This window comes from Frankia sp. AgPm24 (genome assembly GCF_023243055.1).
Taxonomy (GTDB): Bacteria; Actinomycetota; Actinomycetes; order Frankiales; family Frankiaceae; genus Frankia; species Frankia umida.
Genome location: NZ_JALKFW010000211.1, coordinates 22,682 through 49,510, shown reverse-complemented (window position 1 = coordinate 49,510; position 26,829 = coordinate 22,682). Strand labels below are relative to the sequence as shown.

21 protein-coding genes are annotated in these 26,829 nt (G+C 71.7%); 13 read left to right on the top strand and 8 right to left on the bottom strand.

Going from position 1 to position 26,829, the window contains the following annotated elements:
- Positions 1 to 90 precede the first annotated feature (90 nt).
- Positions 91 to 861, bottom strand: coding sequence for an epoxide hydrolase (locus tag MXD61_RS22815; RefSeq protein ID WP_308222827.1), 771 nt, complete (start codon positions 859 to 861; stop codon positions 91 to 93).
- Positions 858 to 1,325: a nuclear transport factor 2 family protein gene (locus MXD61_RS22810; protein ID WP_248815472.1), complete on the bottom strand. Its 468-nt coding sequence runs from the start codon at positions 1,323 to 1,325 to the stop codon at positions 858 to 860. Before MXD61_RS22810 ends, MXD61_RS22815 begins: the two co-directional genes overlap by 4 nt.
- A 438-nt stretch (positions 1,326 to 1,763) precedes the next feature.
- On the opposite strand from MXD61_RS22810, the gene glgC reads away from it, so the two are divergent.
- Together glgC and glgA are read left to right on the top strand one after the other, a co-directional pair.
- Entirely contained in the window at positions 1,764 to 3,002 is a 1,239-nt protein-coding gene (gene glgC, locus MXD61_RS22805; protein WP_163549530.1) for a glucose-1-phosphate adenylyltransferase, read from the top strand.
- A 199-nt stretch (positions 3,003 to 3,201) separates the two neighbouring features.
- Positions 3,202 to 4,401, top strand: coding sequence for a glycogen synthase (gene glgA / locus MXD61_RS22800; protein ID WP_248815471.1), 1,200 nt, complete (start codon positions 3,202 to 3,204; stop codon positions 4,399 to 4,401).
- A 9-nt stretch (positions 4,402 to 4,410) separates the two neighbouring features.
- Here glgA and rfbB read toward each other — a convergent pair whose 3' ends face one another.
- Positions 4,411 to 5,415 carry a dTDP-glucose 4,6-dehydratase gene (gene rfbB / locus MXD61_RS22795; RefSeq protein ID WP_163549532.1) on the bottom strand — a complete coding sequence of 335 codons (1,005 nt, stop codon included), beginning with the start codon at positions 5,413 to 5,415 and terminating at the stop codon, positions 4,411 to 4,413.
- 327 nt (positions 5,416 to 5,742) lie between these two features.
- Between rfbB and MXD61_RS22790 the strand changes: the two genes are divergently transcribed.
- The 3 genes from MXD61_RS22790 to MXD61_RS22780 all read left to right on the top strand — a co-directional run bounded on the left by MXD61_RS22790 (position 5,743) and on the right by MXD61_RS22780 (position 9,408).
- Positions 5,743 to 7,422, top strand: coding sequence for a circularly permuted type 2 ATP-grasp protein (locus MXD61_RS22790; RefSeq protein ID WP_248815470.1), 1,680 nt, complete (start codon positions 5,743 to 5,745; stop codon positions 7,420 to 7,422).
- Positions 7,416 to 8,369 (top strand): alpha-E domain-containing protein, encoded by a 954-nt coding sequence (locus tag MXD61_RS22785; protein WP_248815469.1) that lies wholly within the window; start codon positions 7,416 to 7,418, stop codon positions 8,367 to 8,369. Before MXD61_RS22790 ends, MXD61_RS22785 begins: the two co-directional genes overlap by 7 nt.
- Before the next feature lie 193 nt (positions 8,370 to 8,562).
- Positions 8,563 to 9,408: a transglutaminase family protein gene (locus tag MXD61_RS22780; protein ID WP_163549535.1), complete on the top strand. Its 846-nt coding sequence runs from the start codon at positions 8,563 to 8,565 to the stop codon at positions 9,406 to 9,408.
- Here MXD61_RS22780 and MXD61_RS22775 read toward each other — a convergent pair.
- Positions 9,348 to 11,471, bottom strand: coding sequence for a glycosyltransferase family 39 protein (locus tag MXD61_RS22775; RefSeq protein WP_248815468.1), 2,124 nt, complete (start codon positions 11,469 to 11,471; stop codon positions 9,348 to 9,350). The genes MXD61_RS22780 and MXD61_RS22775 overlap by 61 nt on opposite strands.
- Before the next feature lie 528 nt (positions 11,472 to 11,999).
- On the opposite strand from MXD61_RS22775, the gene MXD61_RS22770 reads away from it, so the two are divergent.
- The 3 genes from MXD61_RS22770 to MXD61_RS22760 all read left to right on the top strand — a co-directional run bounded on the left by MXD61_RS22770 (position 12,000) and on the right by MXD61_RS22760 (position 16,144).
- Entirely contained in the window at positions 12,000 to 13,376 is a 1,377-nt protein-coding gene (locus MXD61_RS22770) for a glycosyltransferase 87 family protein (RefSeq protein WP_248815545.1), read from the top strand.
- Between the two features lie 127 nt (positions 13,377 to 13,503).
- The gene (locus MXD61_RS22765) at positions 13,504 to 15,117 is read left to right on the top strand and encodes an ABC-F family ATP-binding cassette domain-containing protein (RefSeq protein WP_248815467.1); all 1,614 of its coding nucleotides are present in this window, start codon (positions 13,504 to 13,506) and stop codon (positions 15,115 to 15,117) included.
- A gap of 43 nt (positions 15,118 to 15,160) precedes the next feature.
- Positions 15,161 to 16,144, top strand: a complete 984-nt coding sequence (locus MXD61_RS22760; protein ID WP_248815466.1) for a cation diffusion facilitator family transporter — start codon at positions 15,161 to 15,163, stop codon at positions 16,142 to 16,144.
- A gap of 12 nt (positions 16,145 to 16,156) precedes the next feature.
- On the opposite strand, the gene MXD61_RS22755 is transcribed toward MXD61_RS22760, so the two are convergent.
- On the bottom strand, positions 16,157 to 17,722 hold the full coding sequence (locus MXD61_RS22755; RefSeq protein WP_248815465.1) for a DUF4175 domain-containing protein: 1,566 nt from the start codon (positions 17,720 to 17,722) through the stop codon (positions 16,157 to 16,159).
- A gap of 750 nt (positions 17,723 to 18,472) precedes the next feature.
- Here MXD61_RS22755 and MXD61_RS22750 point away from each other — a divergent pair.
- Entirely contained in the window at positions 18,473 to 18,691 is a 219-nt protein-coding gene (locus tag MXD61_RS22750) for a helix-turn-helix domain-containing protein (protein WP_248815464.1), read from the top strand.
- Positions 18,692 to 18,693: 2 nt separating this feature from the next.
- Positions 18,694 to 19,506: an enoyl-CoA hydratase/isomerase family protein gene (locus MXD61_RS22745; protein ID WP_248815463.1), complete on the top strand. Its 813-nt coding sequence runs from the start codon at positions 18,694 to 18,696 to the stop codon at positions 19,504 to 19,506.
- A gap of 657 nt (positions 19,507 to 20,163) precedes the next feature.
- Here MXD61_RS22745 and MXD61_RS22740 read toward each other — a convergent pair.
- Positions 20,164 to 20,373, bottom strand: coding sequence for a hypothetical protein (locus MXD61_RS22740; protein ID WP_248815462.1), 210 nt, complete (start codon positions 20,371 to 20,373; stop codon positions 20,164 to 20,166).
- Between the two features lie 218 nt (positions 20,374 to 20,591).
- Here MXD61_RS22740 and pyk point away from each other — a divergent pair, with 218 nt between their 5' ends.
- The gene (gene pyk / locus MXD61_RS22735) at positions 20,592 to 22,007 is read left to right on the top strand and encodes a pyruvate kinase (RefSeq protein WP_163549307.1); all 1,416 of its coding nucleotides are present in this window, start codon (positions 20,592 to 20,594) and stop codon (positions 22,005 to 22,007) included.
- 423 nt (positions 22,008 to 22,430) lie between these two features.
- Here the strand turns inward: pyk and MXD61_RS22730 are convergent, their stop codons facing one another.
- A complete protein-coding gene (locus MXD61_RS22730; protein ID WP_248815461.1) occupies positions 22,431 to 23,609 on the bottom strand; it encodes a hypothetical protein in 1,179 nt (392 codons plus the stop codon).
- A gap of 43 nt (positions 23,610 to 23,652) precedes the next feature.
- On the opposite strand from MXD61_RS22730, the gene MXD61_RS22725 reads away from it, so the two are divergent.
- Positions 23,653 to 24,819, top strand: coding sequence for a hypothetical protein (locus tag MXD61_RS22725; protein WP_248815460.1), 1,167 nt, complete (start codon positions 23,653 to 23,655; stop codon positions 24,817 to 24,819).
- 99 nt (positions 24,820 to 24,918) lie between these two features.
- On the top strand, positions 24,919 to 25,746 hold the full coding sequence (locus tag MXD61_RS22720) for a hypothetical protein (RefSeq protein WP_248815459.1): 828 nt from the start codon (positions 24,919 to 24,921) through the stop codon (positions 25,744 to 25,746).
- A 230-nt stretch (positions 25,747 to 25,976) separates the two neighbouring features.
- On the opposite strand, the gene MXD61_RS22715 is transcribed toward MXD61_RS22720, so the two are convergent.
- Complete coding sequence (locus MXD61_RS22715) at positions 25,977 to 26,642, bottom strand: response regulator transcription factor (protein WP_163549311.1); 666 nt, start codon at positions 26,640 to 26,642, stop codon at positions 25,977 to 25,979.
- Between the last annotated feature and the right edge of the window lie 187 nt (positions 26,643 to 26,829).

The window sequence follows — 26,829 nt, the reverse complement described above, 5'->3', positions numbered from 1 at the left end:
CGGCGGTTCGGACGGGAGGCGCAGGGTGAGCCCACGGAGTGGAAGATGATCCACAGGTCCTCGGCTTCGGCCGCCGCTGGCGGATCCGGGTCAGAATTCCTGGTTGCCGAAGAACGTGCGGAGGTCGGCGACGAGGAGGTCGGGTTGTTCCAGGGCGGCGAAATGGCCGCCGCGGGGCATCTGTGTCCAGTGGCAGAGCGTCGGATAGGCGGCTTCGCACCAGGGCCGGGGAAAGTTGACGTGGACCGCGCGTGTTCGCCGCGGAGCCAGATCGGCCATCAACGTGACGATGGTGCTGCCCCAGTCGCCGCCCTGGGCGAAGAAGCGCGGGTAACCGAGCCTGGTCATCAGTTCGAGAAAGGCCTGGGCTATCCGCCGGCTGTCCCAGCCGGATTCGGTGGTCGGGCCGGAGAAGGCGAAGCCGGGCAGCGACGGTACCACCACGTCAAAGGCCACACCCGGATCGAGCCCGTGCCGAGCTGGATCGGTCAGCGGTCCGATCACGTCCCAGAACTCCACGATCGAGCCTGGCCACCCATGGGCCAGCAGCAGCGGCCTGGCTTCCGGCACCGGCGAGCGGACATGCAGAAAATGCAGGCGCTGACCGTCAATGTGTGTGCGGAACTGGGGGAAGGCGTTCAGGCGTCGTTCGAGGGCCGTCCAGTCGTATGCGTCCCGCCAGTAGCCGCACAGATCCACCAGGTAGTCGCGGTCGGTGCCGAGGCCCCAGCCGGTCCCGGGTAGCTGGTCGGGCCAGCGGGTGCGACCGAGCCGCTCGCGCAGGTCCGCGACCTCGGCCTCGGTCACCCGCGCCCGGAAGGGCTCGAGGACGGGGTCCGCAACCGGCCTGTGAACGGTTATGCCTGCGACGGTGCGGGCGGCGGGAAGATCCCACCCGGCGAGGTCCTGCTGAAGAGGTAGGTGAGCTTCCGGCTGGTGAAAAGCCAGCGGCCGTCCCGCTTCTCGTAGGTCTCGAAGTAGTGCCCGAAGGCCACGAACCAGTGCTCCTCATCGCCCTGGTCCCACATGGAAACACCCGTCATCGCCCAGATACCCCGTGCTCTTACGGGTGAGTCGAACGTTATTTCCGGGGTGTGCGAGTGGTGTGCGGTCCTGAGCCGCTCCATGATGACCCGCACATTTTTGATCATTTCGGCGGCGGTCGTCCACGGTGGGTAGTCGCCGTTCTCGGAACGATGATCCGGAGCGTGGAGTGTCTCCAGCGCGCCCCAGTCCTTCGTGTCGACAAACCGGTCGCGCTGTGCCTTCAGGAGCTTGATGTCCTCAAGCGCGATCAGGCGCTCGATGTCCGATAACGCTGCCACCGGTTTCCTCCGTTTACTTCCAGGTCGGGGCATTTACCCTATCCGCCGGCCTGTTGGGATGCTGGCCGGCCAGCCCCGGCACGATGCGCCGCACCCGGACGATGTTGACGCCTTGTCGGTGGGTGTTGCCGTTGGGCAGCGACAGCCGGCCGCTCCGATGCCCGGGCGGCCCGGGCGGCCCGGGCATCGGAGCGGCCCGGGCGGCCGGGGCGGCCGTGGTGGTGGCTGCGGCCGGGTGGCTGCGGGGCGTAGCCCGGTCGGGCGAGGGTGGCACCCCCGGTGGAGCCGGCGAACTGGACTTGTAGGGTCGCAAGTGGCGACTGGCGGTGAGCTGGTCATCCCGGGGGAATCCGCTCGTTTCAGGGAGGTTTCCCGCCGGCCAGGGGGGTAGATCCCGCGGGTCGTCGTCCCATCGCGCCGCAAGACGGGAGCCTGACCGTGCCGAGCCCCAGGGTCCTCGGCCTGGTACTGGCCGGGGGAGCCGGTAAGCGGCTGTCGCCGCTCACGGCCGACCGGGCAAAACCCGCTGTTCCTTTCGGCGGGTTGTACCGGTTGATCGACTTTGTCCTGTCCAACCTGGTGAACGCCGGCTATCTGCGGATCGCCGTGCTGACCCAGTACAAGAGCCACAGCCTCGACCGGCACATCACCACCACCTGGCGGATGAGCAACCTGCTGGGCAACTACATCACCCCGGTGCCCGCGCAGCAGCGGCTCGGGCCGCGCTGGTTCGCCGGCAGCGCGGACGCCATCCACCAGTCGTTGAACCTCGTCTACGACGACGATCCGGACATCGTGGTCGTCTTCGGCGCCGATCACGTGTACCGGATGGACCCGCGGCAGATGGTCGCCCAGCACGTGGCGTCCGGCGCCGGGGTGACAGTGGCCGGGCTGCGGGTGCCGCGCGCCGAGGCCGGCGGCTTCGGGGTCATCCAGACCGGGCCGGACGGACGGACCATCGAGGCGTTCCTCGAGAAGCCCACCGACCCGCCGGGTCTGCCCGACAGCCCGGACGAGGTGTTCGCGTCCATGGGCAACTACGTCTTCTCCACCGACGTGCTCATCGACGCGCTGCGCAAGGACGCCGCCGACGAGGACAGCCGCCACGACATGGGCGGCGACATCATCCCGATGCTCGTCGCGCAGCGCACCGCCGCCGTCTACGACTTCGCCGCCAACGACGTGCCCGGCACCACCGGACGCGACCACGGCTACTGGCGTGACGTCGGCACCCTGGACTCCTACTTCGAGGCGCACATGGATCTGTGCGCTCTCGACCCGGTGTTCAACCTGTACAACCGGCAGTGGCCGATCTTCACCAGTGTGCCGTCGCTGCCGCCGGCGAAGTTCGTCCACGATGATCCGCTGCGCACCGGCAGCGCGGTGAACAGCATCGTCAGCAACGGAGTGATCGTCTCCGGTGGGACGGTGCGTTCCTCGGTGCTCTCGCCCGGGGTGCGGGTGAACTCCTGGTCGGAGATCGACCGGGCGGTGCTGCTCGACAACGCGGTCGTCGGCCGCGGCGCGGTCGTGCGCGACGCGATCCTGGACAAGAGCGTGCAGGTCTCGCCGGGCGCGCAGGTCGGTGTCGACAAGGAACGCGACCGTGCCCGCGGTTTCACGGTCAGTCCGGGCGGCATCACCGTCGTCGGCAAGGGCCTGACCGTGATCGACTGACCGGGCTGGCCGACCGTCCGACCGTCCGACCGTCCGACCGTCCGACCGTCCGGTCGTCCGGGATGATCGGACGTCGTGATCGTTGTGGCTGGTGTTCCGCGGAACCGCTTCGCCGGGTTCCGCGGAACCGCCCGCGCCACCGGTGCCATCCGCGCAGCCCGCCTGGGCTGTGCCATCACGTCGAGGAGACAGACCGTCCATGCGCGTCGCGCTGCTCACCCGCGAGTTCCCCCCGGACGTCTACGGCGGGGCGGGGGTGCACGTCGAGTACCTCGCCCGGGAGCTCGCCCGGCTGGTCGACCTGAGCGTGCACCGGGAGGGACGCGGCCCCGCACCACAGGACGCCCCGGTGGTCGAGATCGCCGGTGGGCCGGGGACGGTGGGCGTCACCGCGCACCGTCCGTGGGCGGCGCTGGACGGGGTGAACGACGCGCTGCGCACCGTGTCCATGGACGTGTCGATGGCCGCCGCGGCGGCCGGGGCGGACGTCATCCACTCGCACACCTGGTACGCGAACCTCGGCGGCCACCTCGCCGCCCTGCTCGGTGGGGTGCCGCACGTCATGACGTCGCACTCGCTCGAGCCGCAGCGGCCGTGGAAGGCCGAGCAGCTCGGCGGCGGCTACCGGCTGTCGTCGTGGTGTGAGCGGGTGGCGATCGAGGGGGCGGCGGCCGTCGTCGCGGTCAGCGCCGGGATGCGTACCGACATTCTCACGGCCTATCCGAGTGTCGACCCCGCCCGGGTGCACGTCATCCGCAACGGCATCGACACCGAGGAGTACCAGCCCGACCCGGCCACCGACGTCCTCGAGAAGTACGGCCTCGACCCCGACCGCCCCATTGTGATCTTCGTGGGACGGATCACCCGGCAGAAGGGCCTGCCGGTGCTGCTGCGCGCCGCCGCGGCGCTGGACCGGCGGGCCCAGCTCGTCCTGTGCGCCGGTGCGCCGGACACGCCCGAGCTGCTCGCGGAGACGACCAAGCTGGTCGACGGGTTGCAGGCCGACCGGGACGGGGTGGTGTGGCTGTCCGGGATGCTGCCCAAGCCCGAGATCATCCAGCTGCTCTCGCACGCCACCGTGTTCGTCTGCCCGTCGGTGTACGAGCCGCTGGGCATCGTCAACCTGGAGGCGATGGCCTGTGGCACCGCCGTGGTCGCCTCCCGGGTCGGGGGCATCCCCGAGGTCGTCGACGACGGCGTGACGGGCCTGCTCGTCCCGCCGGATGACCCGCCGGCCCTCGCAGACGCGATCAACACCGTGCTCGCCGACCCGTCGAGAGCCACGGCGATGGGTCGAGCTGGCCGCGACCGGGCCGTCACCGAGTTCGGCTGGGCCGCCGTGGCCGAGCGCACCGCCGCCCTCTACACCTCCGTGGTGGGCGGTCAGCGGCCCGCGTGAGTCCGAGGGTCAGCTCTTCCAGGCGGTCTCGGAGACGGGGGAGCGGCCGAGCAGGGGGCGCCACCACGACTCGTTCTCCTTGTACCAGGCGACGGTGGAACGCATGCCCTCGCTGAAACCGATCAGCGGGGACCAGCCGAGCTCGGAACGCAGCTTGGTGGAGTCGAGCAGGTAGCGGCGGTCGTGGGACGGGCGGTCGGGCACGATCGTCTTCAGCGACGAGGGCAGGCCAAGCTCCGCGAGCACCGTGTCGGCGATCGTCTCGATGTCGGCCTCGACGCCGGAGCCGACATGGTAGGTCTCGCCGACCCGCCCGCGATCGAGCACGGCGTCGATCGCCCGGCAGTGATCCATCACGTGCAGCCACTCGCGTCGGTTCGTGGTCGACGCGTAGAGCGGGAGCTGCTCGCCCTGCAGCGCGCGGGTGACGAACAGCGGGATGACCTTCTCGGGGAACTGGTACGGGCCGTAGTTGTTCGAGCAGTTCGTGATGGTGACCGGCAGGTCGTAGGTGAGGCCGTAGGCGCGCACGGCGTGGTCGCTGCCGGCCTTGGCCGCGTTGTACGGGGTGCGGGGCAGGTACGGGGAGTTCTCGGTGAACGCGCCGGGGTCGTTGAGGTCCATGTCGCCGTAGACCTCGCAGGTGGAGATCTGGTGGAAGCGGGCGACGCCGACGGTCCGGGCGGCCTCGAGCAGGCTCTGGGTGCCCATCACGTTGGTGGAGAAGAAGTCACCGGGGCGCAGGATCGCGAGGCTGTTGTGCGACTCGGCGGCGAAGTTGACGATGATGTCGACGGAGTGCTCGCGCAGGGTGGCCTCGATGAGCCCACCGTCGCGGATGTCGCCGTGCACGAACGTGATCCGATCGGCGACGTCGGCGAGGTTCTCCCGGCAGCCGGCGTAGGTCAGCGCGTCGAGCGCGATCACCGTGTCCGCGGGGTGCCGCTCACGCCAGTAGCGGACGAAGTTCGATCCGATGAACCCAGCGGCTCCGGTCACCAGCAACGTCGACATCGTGCGGCCTTTCGGTCAGCGCGCGTGCTCCGGTGCACGCGGCGGGTGGATGGTCGTGCGGCGGTTCTGGAGGGTGGCGGGGCGGTCGGAGGTACCCGGACGGGTACATCGTCTCGTGCCGGGGGCGGACGGGTGGGGTGCTCCCGCCGCGAGTCGCCCGGCACCCGCGATCACCCGCGCGCCCCTGGGTCCGCTGGTATCCCGCCTCGGGGGCGGCGGCATCCCACCTTCGGGCGTCGACGCTGCCACCTTGGGGTGGCCGTGAGCATCCGATCGTCATGCCGTGACGTCATGCGGAGGTAACACGGGCACTTTACGCTCGGCTTCGTGGCGGACCTGTTCGAGGGTTATCCGGCGGAAGCGGCGGCCACGGCGGCCTGGGACGAGGTGTTCGAGACATCGAACACCCCCCGGGAGGTGTACGCCGCGCTGTACGACGCGTTGCAGCCGTTGACCAGCGCGGACCTCGCCGCGCGCAAGGCCGCGTTGGACCGCGCGTTTCGCGACGCCGGGATCACCTTCAACCTGTTCGGTGAGGAACGCCCGTTCCCGCTGGACCTGGTGCCCCGGCTGATCGCGGACGACGAGTGGTCGGTCATCGAGCGGGGAGTCACCCAGCGGGTGCTCGCGCTGGAGGCGTTCCTCGCCGACCTCTACGGTTCGGCCGAGGTGCTCGCGGACGGCATCGTGCCGCGTCGCCTCGTGCTGACCAGCGCGCACTACCACCGGGCGGCGCACGGCATCGACCCGCCGAACGGGGTGCGGGCGCATGTGTCCGGTATCGACCTGATCCGGGATGAGGCCGGCCGGTTCCGGGTGCTGGAGGACAACGTCCGGGTGCCGTCCGGGGTCAGCTACGTGGTCGAGAACCGGCGGGCGATGACCCGGGTGTTCCCGGAGCTGTTCGCCACGCACCGGGTCCGTCCGGTGGCGGACTACGCCACCCATCTGCTGCACGCGCTGCGCGCCTCGGCGCCGCCGGAGGTCGCCGACCCGACGGTCGTCGTGCTCACCCCGGGTGTCTACAACTCGGCGTACTTCGAGCACGCGCTGCTGGCCCGGCAGATGGGGGTCGAGCTCGTCGAGGGCCGTGATCTGTCGGTGCGCGACAACAAGGTGACGATGCGCACGACCGAGGGTGAGCAGCCGGTGCACGTCGTCTACCGGCGTGTCGACGACGACTGGCTCGACCCGGTGCACTTTCGGCCCGAGTCGATGGTGGGCTGCGCCGGGCTGGTCAACGCCGCCCGCGCCGGGCACGTCACGATCGCCAACGCGCTCGGCAACGGTGTCGCCGACGACAAGCTGATGTACACCTACGTCCCCGAGCTGATCCGCTACTACCTGGGTGAGGAGCCGATCCTCGCCAACGTCGACACCTACCGCCTGGAGGACCCCGACCAGCGCGCCCACGTGTTGGATCATCTCGACTCCCTCGTGGTCAAACCGGTGGACGGCTCGGGTGGCAAGGGCATCGTCATCGGCCCGCAGGCCAGCGACGAGGAGCTGGCGGCACTGCGGGAACGGGTGAGTGAGGACCCGCGTGGCTGGATCGCCCAGCGGGTGGTGCGGCTGTCCACGTCCCCGACGCTGGCGGACGAGCGGCTCGGCCCCCGCCACGTCGACCTGCGGCCGTTCGCGGTCAACGACGGCAACCGGGTGTGGGTGCTGCCCGGGGGCCTGACCCGGGTCGCGCTGCCCCGGGGCAGCCTGGTGGTCAACTCCAGTCAGGGCGGCGGGTCGAAGGACACCTGGGTGCTCGCCGGCGAACCCGGCCGTGGCGTGCCGCAGGCCCCGCCCGGACGCATCCCCGTGGGCAACGTCCGCCCCGCGGCCGGCCCGGACCTCGGCCCGGTCGACTCGTCCGACCAGCAACAGCAGCAACAACAGAACCAGGCACAACAGAACCAGGCACAACAGAACCAGGCACACCAGCACCAGTCACACCGGCACCAGGCGGTGCGGCGGAACCTGGTCGCTCAGGAGAGCGGGGACGCGCCATGCTGAGCCGGATCGCCGAGTCACTGTTCTGGATCGGCCGGTATGTCGAACGGGCCGAGTCGACGGCGCGCATCCTCGACGTCCACGTGCACCGGGTGCTCGAGGATCCGTGGCTGGACGGGGCGTCCGCCGGGCGTGAACTGCTCGCCGCGATGGGTCAGCCGGCCGATTTCGCCCTGTCGGTGGACTCGCGGCGGGTCACCGAGACCCTCGCCTACGACCCCGACCGTCCGTTCAGCATCACCGGGGCGCTCTGCGCGGCCCGGGAGAACGCCCGGGCCGCCCGGGTGGTCGTCTCCAGCGACGTCTGGGAGTGCCTCAACGTCACCTGGAACGACCTGCCGCACACCGAGGAGCTGGCCCGCCGGATGGGCCCGCACGTGTTCTTCCGCTACGTCCGGGAGCGCACCGCGATGCTCGCCGGTCTGGTCGACGCGACCCTCGCCCGGGACGACGGCTGGCGCTTCCTGGTGCTCGGCCGCAGCCTCGAACGGGTCGACATGACCTCGCGGCTGCTGTCGTCCAGCATCAGTGACCATCCGCATTCGCAGAGCTGGATCAGCCTGCTGCGTTCCTGCGGTGCCCACGAGGCCTACCTGCGGACCTACCGCCGGGCGGTGGACGCCTCCCGGGTCGCAGAGTTCCTGCTGCTCGACCGGCTCTTCCCGCGCTCGGTCTACTGGTCGCTGGCGCTGGCCGAGCAGATCCTCGCCGAACTGGACGGCGGACGCGGCCGAGGCAGCCCGCGTTCCACCGTCGACGACACCGCCCGACGTCTGGTCGGGCGGACCCGCACCGAACTCGAGTTCCACAGCGTCGACGACCTGGTGGCCGACATGCCTGATCTGCTTGCCTCGTTGCAGAGCACCTGTTCGACGGTCAGCGCCGAGGTGACCGCCCGCTACTTCGCCCGTGAGGCGCCCCGTTCGTGGGCGATGGAGGTGCCGGCGTGAACCGACCGTCGCGGTCGAACCGCCTGACGCGGCCGGCCAGCCCGACCCGTATCGCCCGGCCACCCCGGCGAGGCGCCGGCACCGGGATCTGGCGGCGCCGGGCCGTACCCGCGACCCGGCGCGGCGGCCCGGTGAGCACCCGCTGGTCGGTCAGCCCGACCCGGCCGAGCCGATCCACCCGGGGAGGTGCCCGGTGAGCTGGCAGATCCGGATCGAGCACTCCACCGGCTACCGGTACGCGAGTCCGGTGCTGTCCTCGTACAACGAGGTGCGGATCATCCCGCAGACCGCCGACGCCCAGCTCACCCTCGAGGCCACGGTCCGCACCGAACCCGCGGCGACCACCTACCGTTACTGGGACTACTGGGGCACCCAGGTCACCGCGTTCGACCTGCACACCCCGCACACCGAACTGGTCGTCACCGGCCGGTCCATCGTGCAGACCGCCACCGCGCCGGTCCGTCCGACGGACACGCCCACCTGGGCCCAGCTCGCCTCCGATCCGGTCGCCGACGAGTTCGTCGAGTACCTGCGCCCCTCCGCCTCCACCGGGGACGACCCGGCGCTCGTCGAGGCCGCCCGGGAACTCGCCGCCCGGCACAGCCCGTCCGAGTTCATCCCCGCGGTGGGCGACTGGGTCCGGGAACGGCTCACCTACCGTCCCGGCACCACCGGTGTGCACACCGCCGCGGTCGAGGCCTGGCACCAGGGCGAGGGCGTCTGCCAGGACTTCGCCCACCTCGCCCTGGTGCTGATGCGCGCCGCCGGGATGCCCGCCCGTTACGTCTCCGGCTACCAGCACCCGTCCGCCTCCGCCGCCGTCGGCGAGACGGTGGCCGGCCAGTCACACGCCTGGGTGGAGGGCTGGATCGGCGAATGGTGGGGCTTCGACCCGACCAACGCCGTGCCCGCCGGTGAGCAGCATGTCGTCGTCGCCCGCGGCCGCGACTACAACGACGTCCCCCCCATGCGCGGCGTCTACTCAGGCGGCGCCTCCACCTCCCTCGGTGTCACCGTCAACGTCACCCGTCTCGCCTGAACCCGGGTCAGCTTTTCGCGGCCTGCCGGGGCCGCGGCCGCCGCGGCGGACCGCCGGGCGGTCGGTGAGGTGGCGGGGAGCGGTCTGGTCAGGTCGTAGAGGGTCTGACCGCCGACCGTCAGCGGCGTGAAGTGCTGCTCCACCCAGCTGGAAATCGCGGACGTCGACCCGCCGCCGCGCCCGAATCCACCACGCCCGGTGGTGGTGCCGCCCTGGCCGCCGGCGAGGTAGTAGTGCACCTGGTCGGAACGGACGTACTGCTCGAAGCGGGTCAGGGTGGGGGCCGGGTCGCGGCCGGTGAAACCGCCCATGGCCATCACGGACGTGTTCGTGGCGAGCTCCAGCCCCGCCGCCGTCGACGATCCCGCGACCGCGGCGGACCAGCGGTAACCTCGGCTGCCCCGCAACAGCGCGGTGAGCTGGCCGCTCGTGAGGGCCCCGCCGCCGAGACCGCCTCCGCCCGGTCCAGCGAAACCGCCCGTCCCGCGGCCGGCGGCGAGGCGGAAGGTGCCGCGTCCCCCGCCGCGGGTGGACGGGCCCGCCGTGGGCTGACCGCCGCTCTGGGCTGTGGTCACGGTGGCGGCGGTGTAGGCGGCCGGGCCGCCGAGCACGGCCAGGAGCCCGGCGCCGACGAGCACGGTCGCGCCGCGTCCGGTCAGGGCACGGCGGGTGAGAGCGGCCAGTCCGGCGCCGAGCGCGGCGACGAGCACCACCACCCGCAGCCACGGATACCAGTCCGACGTGCGGCCCAGCAGCACGAACGCCCAGACCCCGCTGATCGTGACCGCCACGGCCAGTGCGCCCCGGGCGACCCGGGCCGCCCGCGCCTGGACGGCGACCCATTCCCGCCACAGCACGGCGGTGCCGGCGGCGGCAAGGCCCGCGATCCCGGGGGCGATCGACGCCGTGTAGTACGGATGGAACGTCCCCCTGGCCAGGCTGAGGGTGACGGAGGTGATGACCGTCCAGGCTCCCCAGAGCACCAGGGCGGCGCGGGAACGGTCGACGCGCGGTGCGCGGCGGGTCAGCCACAGGCCGGCCACCAGCAGCACCAGGCAGCCCGGAAGCAGCCAGCTGACCTGCCCGCCGATCTGGTCGCCGAACAGTCGCAGCCAGCCCGGCCGGTCGCCGCCGAACCCGCCTCCGCCGCCGCCTCCTCCTCCTCTGCCTGCCGTGAATCCCCCTCCGCCGCCGCGGTTGCCGCTGCCGCCGAAGACCCGGCCCAGGCCGTTGTAGCCGAACGCGAGGTTGAGCACACTGTTGTCGGTCGATCCGCCGACGTACGGACGGGAACCCTGCGGCCACAGCTGCACCGTCGCCACCCACCAGCCGGCGGCGACCACCACGGCCGCGCCCCCGACCAGCGTCTGCCAGCTTCGCCGCCACAGCCCGGTCGGCGCCGCGACCAGGTAGACCAGCGCGAACGCCGGCAGGACGACGAAACCCTGCAGCATCTTCGTCAGGAACGCCAGGCCCAGCGCCGCGCCGGCCCCGACCAGCCACCACACCGACGCCCGGTCCAGCGCGCGCACCAGACAGTAGGCGGCCACGACCAGCACGAACGTCAGCACGCCGTCCGGATTGTCATAGCGGAACATCAGGGCGGCCACCGGGGTGAGGGCCAGGACCGCACCGGCGAGCAGCCCTGCCGCCGGGCCGAACCAGCGGCGCGTCAGCGCGTACATCAGGGCGACCGCACCCACCCCGCACAGGGCGTCGGGAACGAGCATGCTCCAGCTGGAGAACCCGAAGATCCGCCCGGACAGCCCCATCAGCCACAGCGACGCCGGCGGCTTGTCGACGGTGATGAAGTTGCCCTGGTCCAGCGACCCGAACAGCAGGGCCTTCCAGCTTCTGGTCGCGGCCTGGACGGCGGCGGCGTAGAAGCTGTTGCCGTAGCCCGAGGCACTCAGGTCCCACAGGTAAAGCAGTGCCGTGCCGCCGAGCAGTCCGACCAGCCCGGGCCGTACCCACCATGGATCCTTCGTCGGTGCGTCGCCGGTGGCCGCCAACGGGGCGCCGAAGGGCACGGTGAGGCCGGTCGGATCCGGCGGCTGCGTCATGGGGCCGATACTCGTGGTGCAACCTGTGGGAATGCTGAGCGCAGGTTGATGGTCCTGGAATCTTCTTTAAGAAATCTCCAGGGAAATGCTCGGGCTGTGCCCTTCCTGTGGACTTTCTGTGTGGCCGGGGCGCGTTCCGTGGTCGTTGGGGCGATGTTTCGGCCGACGTCGCGGGCGTCGGAAGACCGCGGTCGGGTGGCCCGGGCCGGCGGTGGTCGCCGCCGGGTCCGGTGTGGCCCGGCGTTCGCGGCGGGAGGCGGACCCTGCCGTGCTGTGGGCCACGCCCTGCGTCGGGCGTAGCGACGTCCGGCCGAACGTTTCAGAAAAGTACAGGTCCGCTCGGTGGCGGGCGGCGCAGAACGGATGCTTTCCAGCAAGGAAGCTGTCCGTAGTATGCTGAAAAACAATGATCATTCGTTCTTGGGTGGATCGCGGGTTCCCACGGTATCCCAGGGGTTGTGCCGCGGTCGATGCGGAGCGGTTCGCCGTCCGACCGCTTCTTCTCTGCCGGGGAGTCTGAGTGTGCGGATGAACCCGAAGGTGGTCGGGTCGGCTGGATTTCAGGCGGGCCTCGCACTGCTGGGAGTTCTGGTGATTATCGCCTTCGTCGTCGTCTCGATGCTCAGTAGACAGACGGATATCCAGGTGTACCGGATAGGCGGTAGTGCGATCCGGCATGGTGGAGACCTTTATTCCGCCGTTGACCCGAAGTCGGATCTGCCTTTCACCTACACGCCGTTCGCCGCGGTGCTGTTCGTTCCGGTGTCGATCCTGCCCTGGCGGCTCTCCCAGGGTTCCTGGGCGGTCCTTGTGGCGGTGGCGCTGTACCTGTTCTGCGCTGTCTCCTGCAGCGCCGTTCGTGGTTCGGCCGTTCGTGGTTCGGCCGTTCGTGGTTCGGTGAACAGCGGTCGGCTGGTGGCGTACGGGTCGATCGCCGGCGCCGCTCTGCTGCTGGAGCCGATCAGAAGGAACGTCGAACTGGGTCAGATCAACATTGTCCTGGCCCTGCTCATCGCCGTCGATCTTTTTGGCCGCCGCTCCCGGTTACCGCGCGGAGTCCTGATCGGTGTGGCGGCCGGTGTCAAACTGACGCCGCTGATCTTCCTGCCGTACCTGCTGGTCACCCGCCGATGGCGCAGCGCCGGGTGGGCGGCCGTGGCCTTCCTCGGTACCATCGCCGCCGGGTTCGCCGTCAGTTTTCGCTCCTCGTCGATCTACTGGGGAAGCACCGTCCTGGACGTGGACCACGTCGGCGGCGTTCCCTTCGTGGGAAACCAGTCCCTGCTCGGGTTCCTTTCCCGACTGATGTCCGGAGCGGATCGGGCGCGGCCGCTGTACCTGCCACTGGCCGGCGCCGTGATGCTGATCGGTCTGGTGGTCTGCGGTCTGCTCCATCACGGTGGGCGTCGCCTGCTCGCCGACCTGACCTGCGCGCTGACCGGTCTGCTCGTGTCCCCGATCTCCTGGAGTCATCACTGGGTGTGGCTGGTACCCGTGCTCCTGTATCTCGGCTGCCATCCCGACCGTCCGGCCTGGGGCCGATGTGGTGCCATCGTCGGCGGCGCGCTGTTCACGCTCGCCCCGATCTGGTGGGTGCCCAGCACCGGCGACGTCGAGTTCACCCATCACGGCTGGCAGCTGGTCGCCGGGAACTGCTACGTCGGCGCCGGTCTGCTGCTGTTCACGCTCCTCGCGATCCACGCGCTGGTACTGGCCGTGCGGATGCCCGCGGTGGGCGGCGTCCGCGCACCGGTGGACAGTGATTCCGGCTACCTCGACGTCGGTGTGGGCGCCGCGATGGCCCCGGTGGTCGCCCATGCGGGAGGCCCGGTGGCCGGCCGGGCGGTGGCGTCTGTGGTCGGCCCGGCCGCCCTGCCCCGTATGCCGGACGGCGCCGCCCCGTAGGCTGGAGGCCATGTGCGTCGCGGCATCGTGAGGACGCGCGCGGTCCGGACGGGCCGCTGGACGCGTCGCCGGACGCGTCGACCGCCGGCCCGTCAGCCCAAAGTTCGCAAGCCCGAAAGAGGCCTGGATGATCATCGTGTCCGAGCTCGAACTGCGTGCCGGAGCCCGCACCCTGATCGAGCCCGTCTCCTTCCGGGTTCAGGGTGGGGACCGGATCGGTCTGGTCGGGCGTAACGGCGCCGGCAAGACGACACTGCTGAAGGTGCTGGCCCGCGAGGGCATCCCGTTCGCGGGCTCCGTGGACGTCCGCGGTGAGCTTGGTTACCTGCCGCAGGACCCACGTGCCGGCGACCCGACCGACTCCGCCCGTGACCGGGTGCTGTCCGCCCGCGGGCTGGACGTGATCCTGCGCGACATGGAGAAGCTGCAGGTCGAGATGGCGGAGCTGGTCGACGGCCGGGAGCGGGACGCGGCGATCCGCCGCTACGGCAACCTGGAGGACCGGTTCGGCACGCTCGGCGGCTACTCCGCGGAGGCCGAGGCGGCCCGGATCTGCTCGTCGCTGGGGCTGGCCGACCGGGTTCTCAGCCAGCGGCTCGGGACGTTGTCCGGTGGGCAGCGTCGACGGGTGGAACTCGCCCGCATCCTGTTCGCCGGGGCCGGCAACGCCGATGCCACCCTGCTGCTCGACGAGCCGACCAACCACCTCGACGCCGACTCGATCGTCTGGCTGCGCGACTACCTGCGCGCCCACGTCGGTGGTCTGATCGTGGTCAGCCACGACGTCGACCTGCTCGACCGGTGCATCAACAAGGTCTTCCACCTGGACGCCAACCGGGCTGCCCTCGACGTCTACAACGTCAACTGGAAGACCTATCTCACCCAGCGTGAGCAGGATGAGCGGCGCCGTAAGCGGGAGCGGGCCAACGCCGAGAAGAAGATCGACGCGCTCAAGGTCCAGGCCGACAAGATGCGGGCTAAGGCGACCAAGGCCCGGGCCGCCCACCAGATGGACCGCCGGGCCGAGCGGCTCGCCGCCGGGCTCGCCGATATCCGCGTCTCCGACCGGGTCGCGAAGCTGCGTTTCCCCGATCCGGCGCCGTGCGGGCGCACCCCGCTGACCGCCAGTGGCCTGTCGAAGTCGTACGGGTCGCTGGAGGTGTTCACCGACGTCGACCTCGCGATCGACCGCGGGTCGCGGGTCGTCATCCTCGGCCTCAACGGCGCCGGCAAGACGACGCTGCTGCGGATGCTCGCCGGGCAGGAACAGCCCGACACCGGGCAGGTCGAGCCCGGCCACGGCCTGCGGCTGGGCTACTACGCCCAGGAACACGAGACGCTGGACGCCGACCGTTCGGTGATCGACAACATGCGGGCCGCGGCGCCGAACACCTCCGATGTGGAGCTGCGCCGCATCCTCGGCGCGTTCCTGTTCAGCGGGGACGTGGTGGAGCAGCGGGCGAAGACGCTCTCGGGCGGTGAGAAGACCCGCCTCGCACTCGCCGGGCTGGTCTGCAGCTCGGCGAACGTGCTGCTGCTCGACGAGCCCACCAACAACCTCGACCCGGCGTCGCGCGACGAGGTGCTCGCCGCGCTCACCACGTACAAGGGAGCGGTGGTGCTCGTCAGCCACGACCCGGGTGCGGTCGAAGCGCTTGACCCGCAGAAGGTGCTCATGCTTCCCGACGGCGTCGAGGACAACTGGTCCCCGGATCTGATGGAACTCATCACCCTGGCATGATCCCGGGAACAGCACCTCGTCGGACGACACGGGAGAGCGGTCTGTGAGCACGCAGGGCGGCACGAAGGCGGTTCTCGCGGCGTTGGCCGCGAACCTCGGCATCGCGGTCACGAAGTTCGTGGCGTTCCTGTTCACCCAGTCGTCGTCGATGCTCGCCGAGTCCATCCACTCGCTCGCAGACTCCGGGAACCAGGGTCTGCTGCTGCTCGGCCAGCGCCAGTCCGCCCGCCCGGCCGACGAGGAGCATCCCTTCGGCTTCGGACGGGCCCGTTACATCGCGGCGTTCCTGGTCGGGATCGTGCTGTTCAGCGTCGGCGGCCTGTTCTCCGTCTACGAGGGCATCGAGAAGGTCCGGCATCCGCACGAGCTGGAGAGCGGGCTGATCGCCATCGTGGTGCTCGTGCTCGCCGTCGGCATGGAGAGCTTCTCGTTCGCCACCGCCATCCGCGAGTCCAACCACACCCGCGGGGACCGCTCCTGGTGGCAGTTCATCCGGGAGGCTCGGGCGCCCGAACTGCCGATCGTCCTGCTCGAGGACCTGGCCGCCGAACTGGGCCTGCTGTTCGCCCTCGGCGGTGTGGGCCTCACCCTGCTGCTCGACGACCCCATCTGGGACGGCGTGGGCACCCTGGCCATCGGCATCCTGCTGCTCGTCGTCGCCATCCTGGTCGCCATCGAGGCCTACGGGATGCTGGTCGGTGAGGCGGCCACCCCGGCCACGGTCTCGACCATCCGCACCACGCTCGCCGCCGCGCCCGGGGTCAGCGGCATCGTCCACCTGCGGACCCTGCACCTTGGCCCGGACGAACTCCTCGTCGCCGCCAAGATCGGGCTGCCACCGTCGGTGACGATGCGCGAGGTGGCCGCGACCATCGACGGCGCCGAGGCGGCCCTGCGTGCCGCGGTGCCGACCCAGCTGCGCATCTTCCTCGAACCCGATGTGCCCCGGGACGCCGAGGCGTCCGGGTCCGTCGTCCCGCCCGTCGCCGGGACCGGGGCGAGCGCGGCCGGCGCGCCCGCGGTCTGAGCGAGCGGTCGGTCAGGACGGGCCGGCCATGAACAGGCGCAGAGTGATCGCACCAGCGGCGCCGAGTGAGATCAGGATGACGGGCAGTGTGCCGGCGCGCACCCGGTCGCCGGGGGCGGCGGGTCGGGGATGAGGGGCGACCGCGGCGACCAGCAGCCAGGGGAACAGCGGCAGCCAGGTGCGTTGGGTCCCACCTTCGGCCAGCCGGGCCAGCGCCGCGAACAGGGCCGTCGCCGCGGCTCCGACCAGGAACGGCCAGCCGGGAGTGTGCCGCAGCCGGCGCGCCGCGCGCACAGCGACCGGCCCGGCACCCAGCAGGGCGACGGTGAGGTCGAGGAACACCCAGGCCAGCGTCGCCGTCAGGGGACGGTGGGGGACCCGGGCCAGGGCGAGTCCGTCCGGCCAGGAGAAGCCCCAGGCCGCGAACAGGAACAGGGGCAGCAGCGCGCCGAGCCCGGTCACCGCGTTGAGCAGCGGACGGCGCCGGACGAAGTAGGCGGCGGCGACGGCCACGCCGAGCCAGACCGGCGCGTAGCCGAACAGCGCGGCGAGCCCGAGCAGCACACCGCTGGCCAGCGCCCACCAGGTGCGGTCGCGGCGCCCCGGTTCGCAACCAACCACCCCGACCGCGACCGCGAGCGCCGCCAGCAGCGCCGTCACCGCGTCGGGCGAGGCGGTCATCCAGCCACTCCACGGGGCGAGCACCAGGATCGGCACCAGCCGGCGGGCCGCGGTCTCGTGGCACAGTGAGCGCACCGCCACGCACACCACCGGGACGGTCAGCGCGCCGACCAGGGTGAAGGCGATACCCAGGGGCACGGCGCCGGACAGTCCGAGCCGGGCGAGAGCCCAGGCGGCCAGCAACGGGCCCGGCGGATGGGCGGGCAGGACGTCCACCGAGCCCGCGGTCGCGGGGGGCACACGGTCGGTGTAGGCGGCGACCATGTCGAGCGGGTTGCGGCCGATCGCCGCCGCGGCCGTGACCAGGTCCGTCGGTGCGCGCAGGCCAGCCCGGACGCCACCGGGAGTGATCAAGGCGAGTGCGAGGGTCCACAGCAGTGACCCGGCGTAGCCCATCACGAGCACCAGCGGCCAGGGCAGCCGGAACACGGCCACCGTCCCCGACGAGGCGGACGCCCATCGTCCCACCACCGCGAGGATGATCGCGGCGACGGTCACGGGCACCACGATCAGCGCGTCGAACCGGGCCTGCCAGCCGTCATGCCACGGCGGCTCGCGCAGACCCAGCGCGACGTGGGAACGCGCGAGAACGGCGGTGCCGACCAGGCCGAAGGCCACCAGCAGCAGCCAGATCCCGGCCTCGGCCCATTCGGCCCGCATCGTCGACCTGGCCCGGGACGACCCCGCTTCGGACGACCCCGCTTCGGACGACCCCGCTTCGGACGACCCGATGCCAGCCGCCGAGGCCACCGGCGGTGGGCTCACCGGCGGTGGGCTCACCGGCGGTGGGGCGGCTGGTGGGGTGTCGCCGGGGGAGGCCGGCTGCTCCGGCGCGCGGCTGGCTGGCTCGGCGGGTGGATGTCCGGGTGATCCGTTGGTGTCCTCGGTGAGGCTCACCAGGCTTCCCTGGGCACCTGCGGCGCCGGGCCCGCGGCGAGAGCGGTGGTGATCGGGCATGCCTGGGTTGTCCTTCGAGGAGTCGCCACCGCCGCACGGACCACATCTGCACCGTAACGAGTCCGGCGGCGGGACTGGCCCGGGGTCGACGTCTGATCGGTGGGCAGGCGGATCGGTAGCCGGAGGTGGGGGAGTGGGTGCGACGTGGCAGACGAGGATGAACCATGCGTCAACGACGCGTCCCGGTGGGAGCCCACCGTCGGGTGTAGTGCTGCGCCGGGGTGTGAGTGGGAGTGGATGTCGGCGTTGCGGGATGTCTCTATGGTTGCGTGCTCTGAGCGGTGATGTGAGGAATCAGTCGGTTTGATCTGGCCCGTTCGCCGTTTCCGGATCGGCTCGGTACAGTGATCGACTGTTGGCTGTACCTGCGGAATCGCGTCGTTGGAAGATCGCTCCGAGTCCCGTGGCGATGTTCGTGCGACGCGCCGTTGCCGCTGTTAGGTCGGGCGCGGGGGATTGGGGACACTGGTCCCCGTGCATGGTCCCGTGCTCGTCGGCGGTGTGCCGGCACGTGCATGGGTGGGTATGCCCTGAGCTATGGCCGGCGGGGAACAAGTGGAGGAAGCGGTGCTTCGGGGCGGTCACGCTGCGAAGCGGCGCGTGTGATGGATCACATCTGCTTCGAGTGGCGCGTTTGCTCGAGCTGAGTGAAGATCGGTTCGCAGATCATCGAGCACGGAGGGGGCCACGTTGGCCGAGCTTAGGAAAGGAACCCGGATCACCGGCGCCGAGCGTGACAAGCTGGCTGCCGAGCTTCGGAAGAAGTACGAAGGAGGGCAGAGCATCCGTCTGCTTGCCGAGTCCTCTGGCCGTTCGTACGGGTTTGTCCACCGGATTCTTTCGGAGTCCGGTACCACCCTGCGGGGCCGTGGCGGTGCGACCCGGGGCACCAAGAAGAAAACTCCCTGACCATGACGGTGCCGGCCGCCGCCGCACCGGCGGCGGCCGGGCTTCGGGTCGACGTACTCGGCCCGGCCATCCGGATCCGGCTCCAGGGCCGGGCCGACCCCGACCAGCTGGGAGTTGCCGGCTTCACTCTGAGTGAGGCCTTACGACGGTTGACGGGTGACATCCGCATCGCCGTCGTAGTGATCGACGCACCAGCCGCGGCCGTCGCCGCGGCGTCCGAAGCCCCCACACCCGGGCATCGGACGTCCACCCAGTCGACGCCCACACAGTCGACGTCCGATCAGCCGCCAGCCGATCAGCTCGGGTTGGACGGTCTGCTCGGGTGGCGACGGGCGTTGGAGCGGCTCGCGAGCGCTCCCGATCTGATCAGCGTCGCCGCCCTCTCCGGTTGGACCGGGGATGTGGGCGCTTCCCTGGCAGCATCCTGCGACCTGCGAATCCTCACCACCCAGGCGGGCCTGCGCCTGGAATGGGCGACCCGGTGGGGGCTCCTTCCCGCCGCCGGAGCTCTGACCGATCTCGCCCGTCTGACGGGCCCTGCCGTGGCACTCGACCTGAGTCTGACCGGACGTCCTCTCGGTGCCGCGGAGGCCCTGCGGATCGGGCTGGCCCAACGAGTGGTGCCCGCGCCGCGTCTCGACGCGGAACTGGCCGCCGTCGAAGCGGCGCTGCTCGCCGTCCCACCTGAGACCGCGGCCGAAACCAAGGCGCTGCTGCGGCCCCGCGGGTCGGTCACGGTGAATCGATCCCTCGGCCCGGAACTCCAGGCCTGGCAGCGTCTGCTGAGCGCGTCGGACGACCTCGCCGCCGGCTGAGCGACGACCCGCGGGTCGTCGGACCTCGGCCGTAATACCAGTGTGTCCTGGTGGTCCGGTCGGCGTTCACGCACGTTCATCCACGCGTTGTCGTGCTGAACGGGCGGATGCACCCGCACAATGACCGCGTACTTCGCCTGTCCGGACGTGTTCCTGACGCGGCGGTGGGTCTCCCAGGTGAGAAGAGGGGATTTTTCACCGTCGAGCGGGGTGGGTACGTGACATTGGTGTTTCGTCGGCCGGGTATGGCCGCATCTTCTTCGCCTGGTCTGGTCTGGGCAACGTGTTCGCCACCACGGTGGTGTAGGGCTTTGGCGCCCCCGAACCCGCCGGACGGCGTGCGGCCGCACGGTGCGCTTCCGGGCCGACCTGGCACGGCCGTGTCGCTGCGCGGGGCGCCGTGAGCAAGGTCTCGGACCGGTGTTGACGCCGGGTCGGGCCCGCCCCGTACCTGGTCACGGCGTGACCGGCGTCTCCGCGTGGGCCGTGGGAGAAGCATGGAGGCGACGCCGGGGACCCCCGGCCGGCATGGCCGGATGTGACCCCAGCCATGCTCGCCGGCGAGGTGGGGTGGTGCGAAGGTGGCGATCCGCGTCGCACGGTGTTTCGTGGTCGTGCGACGCGGTGAGACCCCCTGGTGAGCGGACCGTGGTCCGGCTACGCCCCGCCGTGGCCGCTGGCCACGACACCGTCCGCGAGGGCGCCCGCGGTGACCGAGGCACCGGTCGTGGCCGGGCTGCCGGGCGTACCGGGGCCGGTGGCGGCGCTGAGTGTCGTGGCCGCGCCCGCGGAGCCCGGGTCGGGCTCGGTGAGCGCGATGTCGATGTCGCCGGAGGGCTGGCGGTGAATTGCGGGATTTCGATTCATGCCGGACTCCGGGTGCTCGACGGCGTCTCGAAGATGTGTCCTGTATGGTGCGTCACCGGACACGCGTCGCTTGGGCGACGATACGGACGGTACGCCCTTGGGCGGCCACACGCAGCCTGTACCTGATTGACCTGATGTGACTACTGCTTGGTGCGCCACCTGCCGCCTCCGACGGCCCCCGCGCGCAATGACCGACGATCATTACTTAGGCTTTGTGTGTGCCTCGTAGAGCCAAGATTGTCTGTACCCTCGGCCCGGCAACCAGCTCGCCGGAGAACGTCCGGGCCCTCATCGACGCGGGAATGGACATCGCCCGCCTGAACTTCTCCCACGGAACGCACGAACAGCACGCCGCGGTCTACGCCCGGGTGCGCGAGGCGGCGGAGGCCGCCGGGCGCAACGTCGGCATCCTCGCCGACCTCCAGGGCCCGAAGATCCGGTTGGGCACCTTCGCCGACGGCAAGGTCACCCTCACCCCCGGTCAGCGGTTCACCATCACCGTGCGCGACGTGCCCGGCGACGCCGAGCAGGTCGGCACGACCTACTCCGACCTACCGGCGGACGTCTCCGCCGGTGACCGCATCCTCGTGGATGACGGCCGGCTCGTCCTGCAGATCGAGGGCGTCACCGAGACCGACGTCCACACCATCGTGATCATCGGTGGCCCGGTCAGCAACCACAAGGGGATGAACATCCCCGGCGCCGCTCTGACGGTGCCCGCGATGAGCGACAAGGACGGCGAGGACCTGCGGTTCGCCCTCCAGCTCGGGGTCGACATGATCGCGCTGTCGTTCGTGCGCAGCGCCGCCGACATCAAGTCCGTCCATGCGATCATGGACGAGGTCGGTATCCGCCTGCCCGTCCACGCCAAGATCGAGAAGCCGCAGGCCGTCGAGGCCCTCGACGGCATCATCGAGGCCTTCGACGGCCTGATGATCGCCCGTGGTGACCTCGGCGTCGAACTGCCCCTCGAGGACGTCCCGCTGGTGCAGAAGCGGGCCGTCAGCCAGGCGCGGGAGCGGGCCAAGCCCGTCATCGTCGCCACCCAGGTGCTCGAGTCGATGGTCAGCGCGCCGCGGCCGACCCGTGCCGAGGCCAGTGACTGCGCCAACGCCGTCCTCGACGGCGCCGACGCGATCATGCTGTCCGCGGAGACCAGCGTCGGGGCCTACCCGATCGAGTCGGTCGCCACGATGGCGCGGATCATCGAGACCGCCGAGGCGGACCTGGGGCGCATCCCGCTGCTGCGCACCGAGCCGCGCACGCTCGGCGGGGCGCTCGCCCAGGCGGCCGCGTCCGTCGGCAACGCCGTCGGCGCGCGGTACCTCGTCGCGCACACCCTGTCGGGGGACACCGCCCGCCGGCTCGCCCGCTACCGCAGCGAGGTCCCGGTCCTCGCCTTCACCCCCATCCCCGCCGTGCGCAACCAGATGGCGCTGTTCTGGGGAGTGGAGACCTTCGTGGTTCCGTTCGCCGAGAACACCGACGAGATGGTCCGTCAGGTGGACACCGCGCTGCTCCAGATCGGCCGCTGCCGGCCGGGTGAGCTCGTCGTCGTCGTCGCCGGCACCCCGCCGGGCGTGGCCGGGATGACCAACACGATGCGCGTGCACCGGATCGGTGAGGTGATCTGACGGGTGCCCTGACCCGATACACCCGTTCCGTCCCCCGTCGGGCGGCTGTCATGATGTGACCTGTCGCATCCGCTGCCTGAGCCGGTGTTCCGCCCACGGCGGATCGTGCCCCGCGGGGATTGGTGGCGTCCCCCGTTGGGAGGGGACGCCACACGCCAGGTGGACATCAGGGAGTGGTCGGATGGTGGCACAGGGGTCGGAACCGGACGCTCAGCAGTCGACCGAGCGGTCGACACCGGCCGCGGGTGGCAGCGGGGGTGGCGGATCGCCCAGCCCCCGCTCCGGCCAGGACGCGCGACCGACCCCGGCAGGACCGCCCGAGTCGCGACCCGCCGAGCCACGGCAGGCGCAACGGCAGCCGGACCGGTCACCGCCGGCCCAACCACAGCCGGTCCGCTCCCAGCCGGTCCGCTCCCAGCCGGTTCAGCCACGATCGGGCGAGCCGCCGCGGTCCCGGGGCGTACCGCCCCGCGTCGCGGCGCCACGCTCGACCCCACCGCCTGCTCCCGCTCCGCCGTCGCCGACCAGGTTGTCGCCCACGCCCGCGGCATCCACACCGGCACCGACCGGGACGCCTGGGACGGCACGCGCCGCGGGGGCGGCCGCCGCCGGGACGCCCCACCGGGGAACGCCGGGATCAGCCGATCCGCGCCAGCGGGCGTCGGCGGGTCCAGCGGCAGCACCGCCTCCCGCAGCGGCATCGTCCCGCGCAGCGCCGCCGGCTCGGTCAGCGGCGCCTGCCGGACCGGTAGGACCTGTCCGGTCAGCGGCATCGTCCGCGGCACCCATCCCGTCCGCGGCATCCCCGCCGCCAGCAGCACCCCCCGCACCGGCAACATCTTCGGCGCCAGCGCCCTCGTCGGCGTCAGCATCATCCCCATCAGCGGCGCCATCCTCGGCCGCCGCGAACTCGACACCGCCGCGGGCGAGCGCGGGAGACTCCCGCTCCATAGAACAGCGCGGTATGCCGATCCGCTCGCAGCCCGCTGGTGGTGCGGCCTCCGCGGGCTCCGGAACCCCGTCGCTGCGCATCCGTCCGGCCGCGGCCGCCCCCGGGCAGGCGGCCTCACCGGTGTCGCCCTCGGCGCGGGCCACGCCTGGAAGCCCCGCCTCTGCGCCGCCACCCGCTTCCGCCAACCGCCCGGCCGCACCGGCCGCACCGGCGATGCCGGGCTCCGCGGGCAGATCCGCTTCGTCAGGCGCGCCTGCCGCGCGGGCCACACCGTCCGGCTTCGCGTCGGCGTTGGCCGGGTCCGTCTCGCCCGTGACGCCGGCGTCGGCTGGTGGTTCACCGAGTCCGGTGCCGCCGACGGGTCGCTCCGTCCCGGGGACACCCGGTTCCGCGGAACCGCCCCTCGCGTTGTCGGGACATCCCGCGTCGTCGGTGCACCCCGCGTCGTCGGTGCACCCCGGGGAGGCGGTGCAGCCCGGGGAGGCGGTGCAGCCCGGGGAGGCGGTGCAGCCGGGGCCGCAGGGGAGGTCGGCCAGTCCGGCGTCGCCGGGGGGGCGGGCGGTTCCCGGTCGGGATGCTCCTGTCGCACCCGGTACCGCGCGGCCGGATACCGGGTCGGCGTCGGCTGCCACGGGGACGTCAGCCGCCACGGGGACGTCAGCCGCCACGGGGACGCGGGCCGTCAACACCAGGGTGGACGAGCGGAGCCGGGCACGGCCCGTCTGGTTCGATCATGACGTCTCGTTGCCCGGTACCACGCCGGCCAGTGCGCTGGCCGGGTCCGCGTCGCCAGGGCAGCGCTCCGGTGGCGAGCAGTCACAGGTCGACTGGTTCGGCGCGCGCCCGGAGGAGGCCCCCCAGGGCGCCCCGAGCGGCCCCGAGGTCGCCGACCAGCAGACGGTCAGCCACCGGCGGACCGAACAGCCGTCGTTGGACCCGCCGACCATGCAGGTGGCGCTACGCCGGGAGCCGGCGCCGGCCGTGGACGCCCCTTCGACGTCGGCGCTGCGATCCGCGGAGCCCGTCCGGTCAGTGGAGACCACCCTGGCCTCGCCTGTGGCCGATCCCCGGAGCCCGGCCCGGGAAGCGGCTCGGGTGGTCGCCCGCGAGCCTCGCTCGGACACCGCGCAGCCCGCCGGCGGCGCGGATCCCGCCGAGGGGTGGCGACCATCCAGTTCGCCTCGGGACCACCGGGAGGCAGCTCGCGACCAGGACGCGGCTCGCGACCGAGACGGGGCTCGCGACCGAGACGGGGCGCGCGCGCCGCGGCCCGCCGGCTCGACGGCGACAGCGACGGCGACGGTGCCCGAGCCGGCGGCGAAGTCGGTTCCGGCCACGGCGCCCGAGCCGGTGGCGACCGCCGCGGAGCCCGCGTCGGCGGTGTCGACGCCGGTGCGGGTTCGGCCGGTGGCGGCGTTGGCGGTGCTGGTGGGGGCGATCGGTGCGGGCGCCGGCAGCGTGATGCCGTGGAGTTCGATGTCCGACGGTGAGCAGGTCCGCCAGTTCAGCGGGGTCGAGGTGGGCGACGGCCGGGTCGTGCTGATGCTGGCCGTGGGACTGGCCGCGGTGGCGCTCTCCCGGCTGGCCTACCGGCCGTTCGGCGCTGGCCGGGTCGACATCGTGTTCGTCCGGCTGAGCGCGGTGGCGATCGTGGTGCTGACCGGCCTGGACCGGATGTACGGGCCGCCGACGCTGGCGTCCTTCCGGGCGATCTCGGCCGATGCGATCATCATCGCCCCGCACAGCGGCCTCACGCTCGCCCTGGTGTCGGGGGTCCTGGCGCTGGCCGGTAGCGCGGCGCTGCAGGTTCATCCCCCGGGACGGACCGGGGCGGACGGCGGGAGGTCCGTCCGTTCGTGACGAGCCGGCCCGTGCCGGTGTGATCGTCGGTGCGGCGTGGTACTACCGTCAGGGGTGGTCGCGAGGCTCCCCGTCGGCGTCGTCGGACGGTGGTGGGTGGTGACCGATCAGCCGCGTAGCCCCTGGGAGCGCCCCACGGCGTCCGCGCACATCGACGAGCCCGGGCGTCCACCGTCGGTGGCCGATACACCCGAGGGTGGTGGGGATCGCGCCGCCCAGGTGGCGGCGGACCTACGCGCATGGCGAGCCAGGGCCGCGGCGACCGCCAATCCGGTCTGGGCGCGTGACGGCGCGGCCGAGACACGAGGGCCCGACTGGGAGAACGTGGCGACTCCGCTGGTCGCGGCCCCCTGGGAGCTGCCCACCACCGGGGAGGATGGCTCCGACGCGGCGCCGGCGGCCACCGAACGGCTTGGCGAGACCCGGCCGGCCGCGCGCCGTCGGGGCCTGCTGGCTGGTCCGGTGGCGATGGGGGCCGGTCTGGGGGTGATCGTCGCGTCCGGGATGAGCTGGGCGACGGTGCGGGCCTACGGGTTCATCGAGTTCTCGCTGCGGGGCACCGATCCGGGCCAGCATGGGCGGCTGACCGTCGTTCTCGGGATTCTCGCCGTGCTCGCGGGGCTGCTGCTCACCGGCCGCCGCGCGCAGTGGGGTCGGCTGCTGGCCAGTGTGGCGGGGCTGATGGTGGCCGTCACGGCGATCATCGACCTGACCCGGTTGGGCGGGTCCGGTCCGTTCGAGGGCTCCGGGTTGGACGCGAGTGTCACCGTCGGGCCCGGGATATGGCTGGTGCTGGTCTGTGGGCTGCTGGTGTCCGCCGCGGGTATCGTCAAGCCCCGCGCGTACCGGAGAAGACCCCCATCAGGGGGACGCCCGGTAGTGGGAATGTGGGGTCATGACAGCAACCATGACCATCAGGCACGATAAACGAGGTCAAGGGCGCACGGGGGGAACGGCCAGGCGCGGTCGGGGGACACGCCGGGTTCGTTCAGCCTTTGACCCCAACACGCGCCCTCCCGTTCTGCGGGAGGTGGCGCGCGGGCGTGTACCGGGCACGGGGATCCGGTATGCGTCAGCCGATGGGCGCTGGCATGGGGGTGCCAGCGCCCATTCGACTTTCTGTCGCCCTGCCGGGCGACGGCCGGCCGGGGCGGCGGTCAGTCCTGGTCGAGGTGGCCGTCCTCGATGGCGCGTTTGCGAAGGTCGATCTTGGTTCCGGCGTCTCGGCCCACGCGGCGGTACTTCTGGCGCACCCGGTCGATGTACTGCTTGGCGGTCTCCGCGGAGACCCCCATCCGGCGGGCGACGGTCTTGAGCGGCATACCGGTCGCGTACAGCCGCAGCGCCTCGGCCTCCTTGGGCGACAGCGTCGGGCGGTCCGGTGAGTCGTCGGTGAGCAGCAGGAACGCCAGCTGCGGGGAGACCCATCCGCTGCCCGAGGCCGCGGCCCGGATCGCCGTGGCCAGCCCCTGGACGTCATCGGTCTTCGGGACATAGCCGCAGGCACCCGCGTGCATCGCCGAGCGCACGGTCGCCGCGGTGGCCGCGGCGCTGAACACGATGACCGCACGCTCGCCGGTCAGCAGCCGGCGGATGTTGTCCGGAGGCCGGGTGCCATCACCCAGATCAAGGTCGAGCAGGATGACCTGGGCCCGCGCGCCCGGCCCGTCCAGCAGGGCGTTGATGGACGGGGCCGTGCCGACGAGGTCGAGTCCCTCGACACCCTGGAGCAGATCGGCGAGTCCGTGCAGCACGATCGGGTGGTCGTCTACCGCGGCAATGGTGATGGTGTCAGCAACTGGCGTGCCGTCCTCTGAGCTCATGCTGATCCAGTCGATCATCCCGGCCGAGCGACCGGACGGCGGACCCGCCACCGGCAGCTTTGGGCGTCTGTGCCCGCAGGGTGGGAACGTGGGGGCGCTCCCGCGTTGCGCGGACGGTCGGGGCCCATCCGTGCAACGCCCACTATTTCAGCAGATCCCTACCGGACGTCACCTGTCGGTACGCGTT

Excerpts from the sequence above, each read along its gene's own strand:
- glgA (WP_248815471.1), top strand. The coding sequence starts at position 3,202 with ATGCGCGTCGCGCTGCTCACCCGCGAGTTCCCCCCGGACGTCTACGGC.
- rfbB (WP_163549532.1), bottom strand. The coding sequence starts at position 5,415 with ATGTCGACGTTGCTGGTGACCGGAGCCGCTGGGTTCATCGGATCGAAC.
- MXD61_RS22785 (WP_248815469.1), top strand. The coding sequence starts at position 7,416 with ATGCTGAGCCGGATCGCCGAGTCACTGTTCTGGATCGGCCGGTATGTC.
- MXD61_RS22775 (WP_248815468.1), bottom strand. The coding sequence starts at position 11,471 with ATGACGCAGCCGCCGGATCCGACCGGCCTCACCGTGCCCTTCGGCGCC.
- MXD61_RS22770 (WP_248815545.1), top strand. The coding sequence starts at position 12,000 with ATGAACCCGAAGGTGGTCGGGTCGGCTGGATTTCAGGCGGGCCTCGCA.
- MXD61_RS22765 (WP_248815467.1), top strand. The coding sequence starts at position 13,504 with ATGATCATCGTGTCCGAGCTCGAACTGCGTGCCGGAGCCCGCACCCTG.
- MXD61_RS22745 (WP_248815463.1), top strand. The coding sequence starts at position 18,694 with ATGACGGTGCCGGCCGCCGCCGCACCGGCGGCGGCCGGGCTTCGGGTC.
- MXD61_RS22740 (WP_248815462.1), bottom strand. The coding sequence starts at position 20,373 with ATGAATCGAAATCCCGCAATTCACCGCCAGCCCTCCGGCGACATCGAC.
- MXD61_RS22715 (WP_163549311.1), bottom strand. The coding sequence starts at position 26,642 with ATGAGCTCAGAGGACGGCACGCCAGTTGCTGACACCATCACCATTGCC.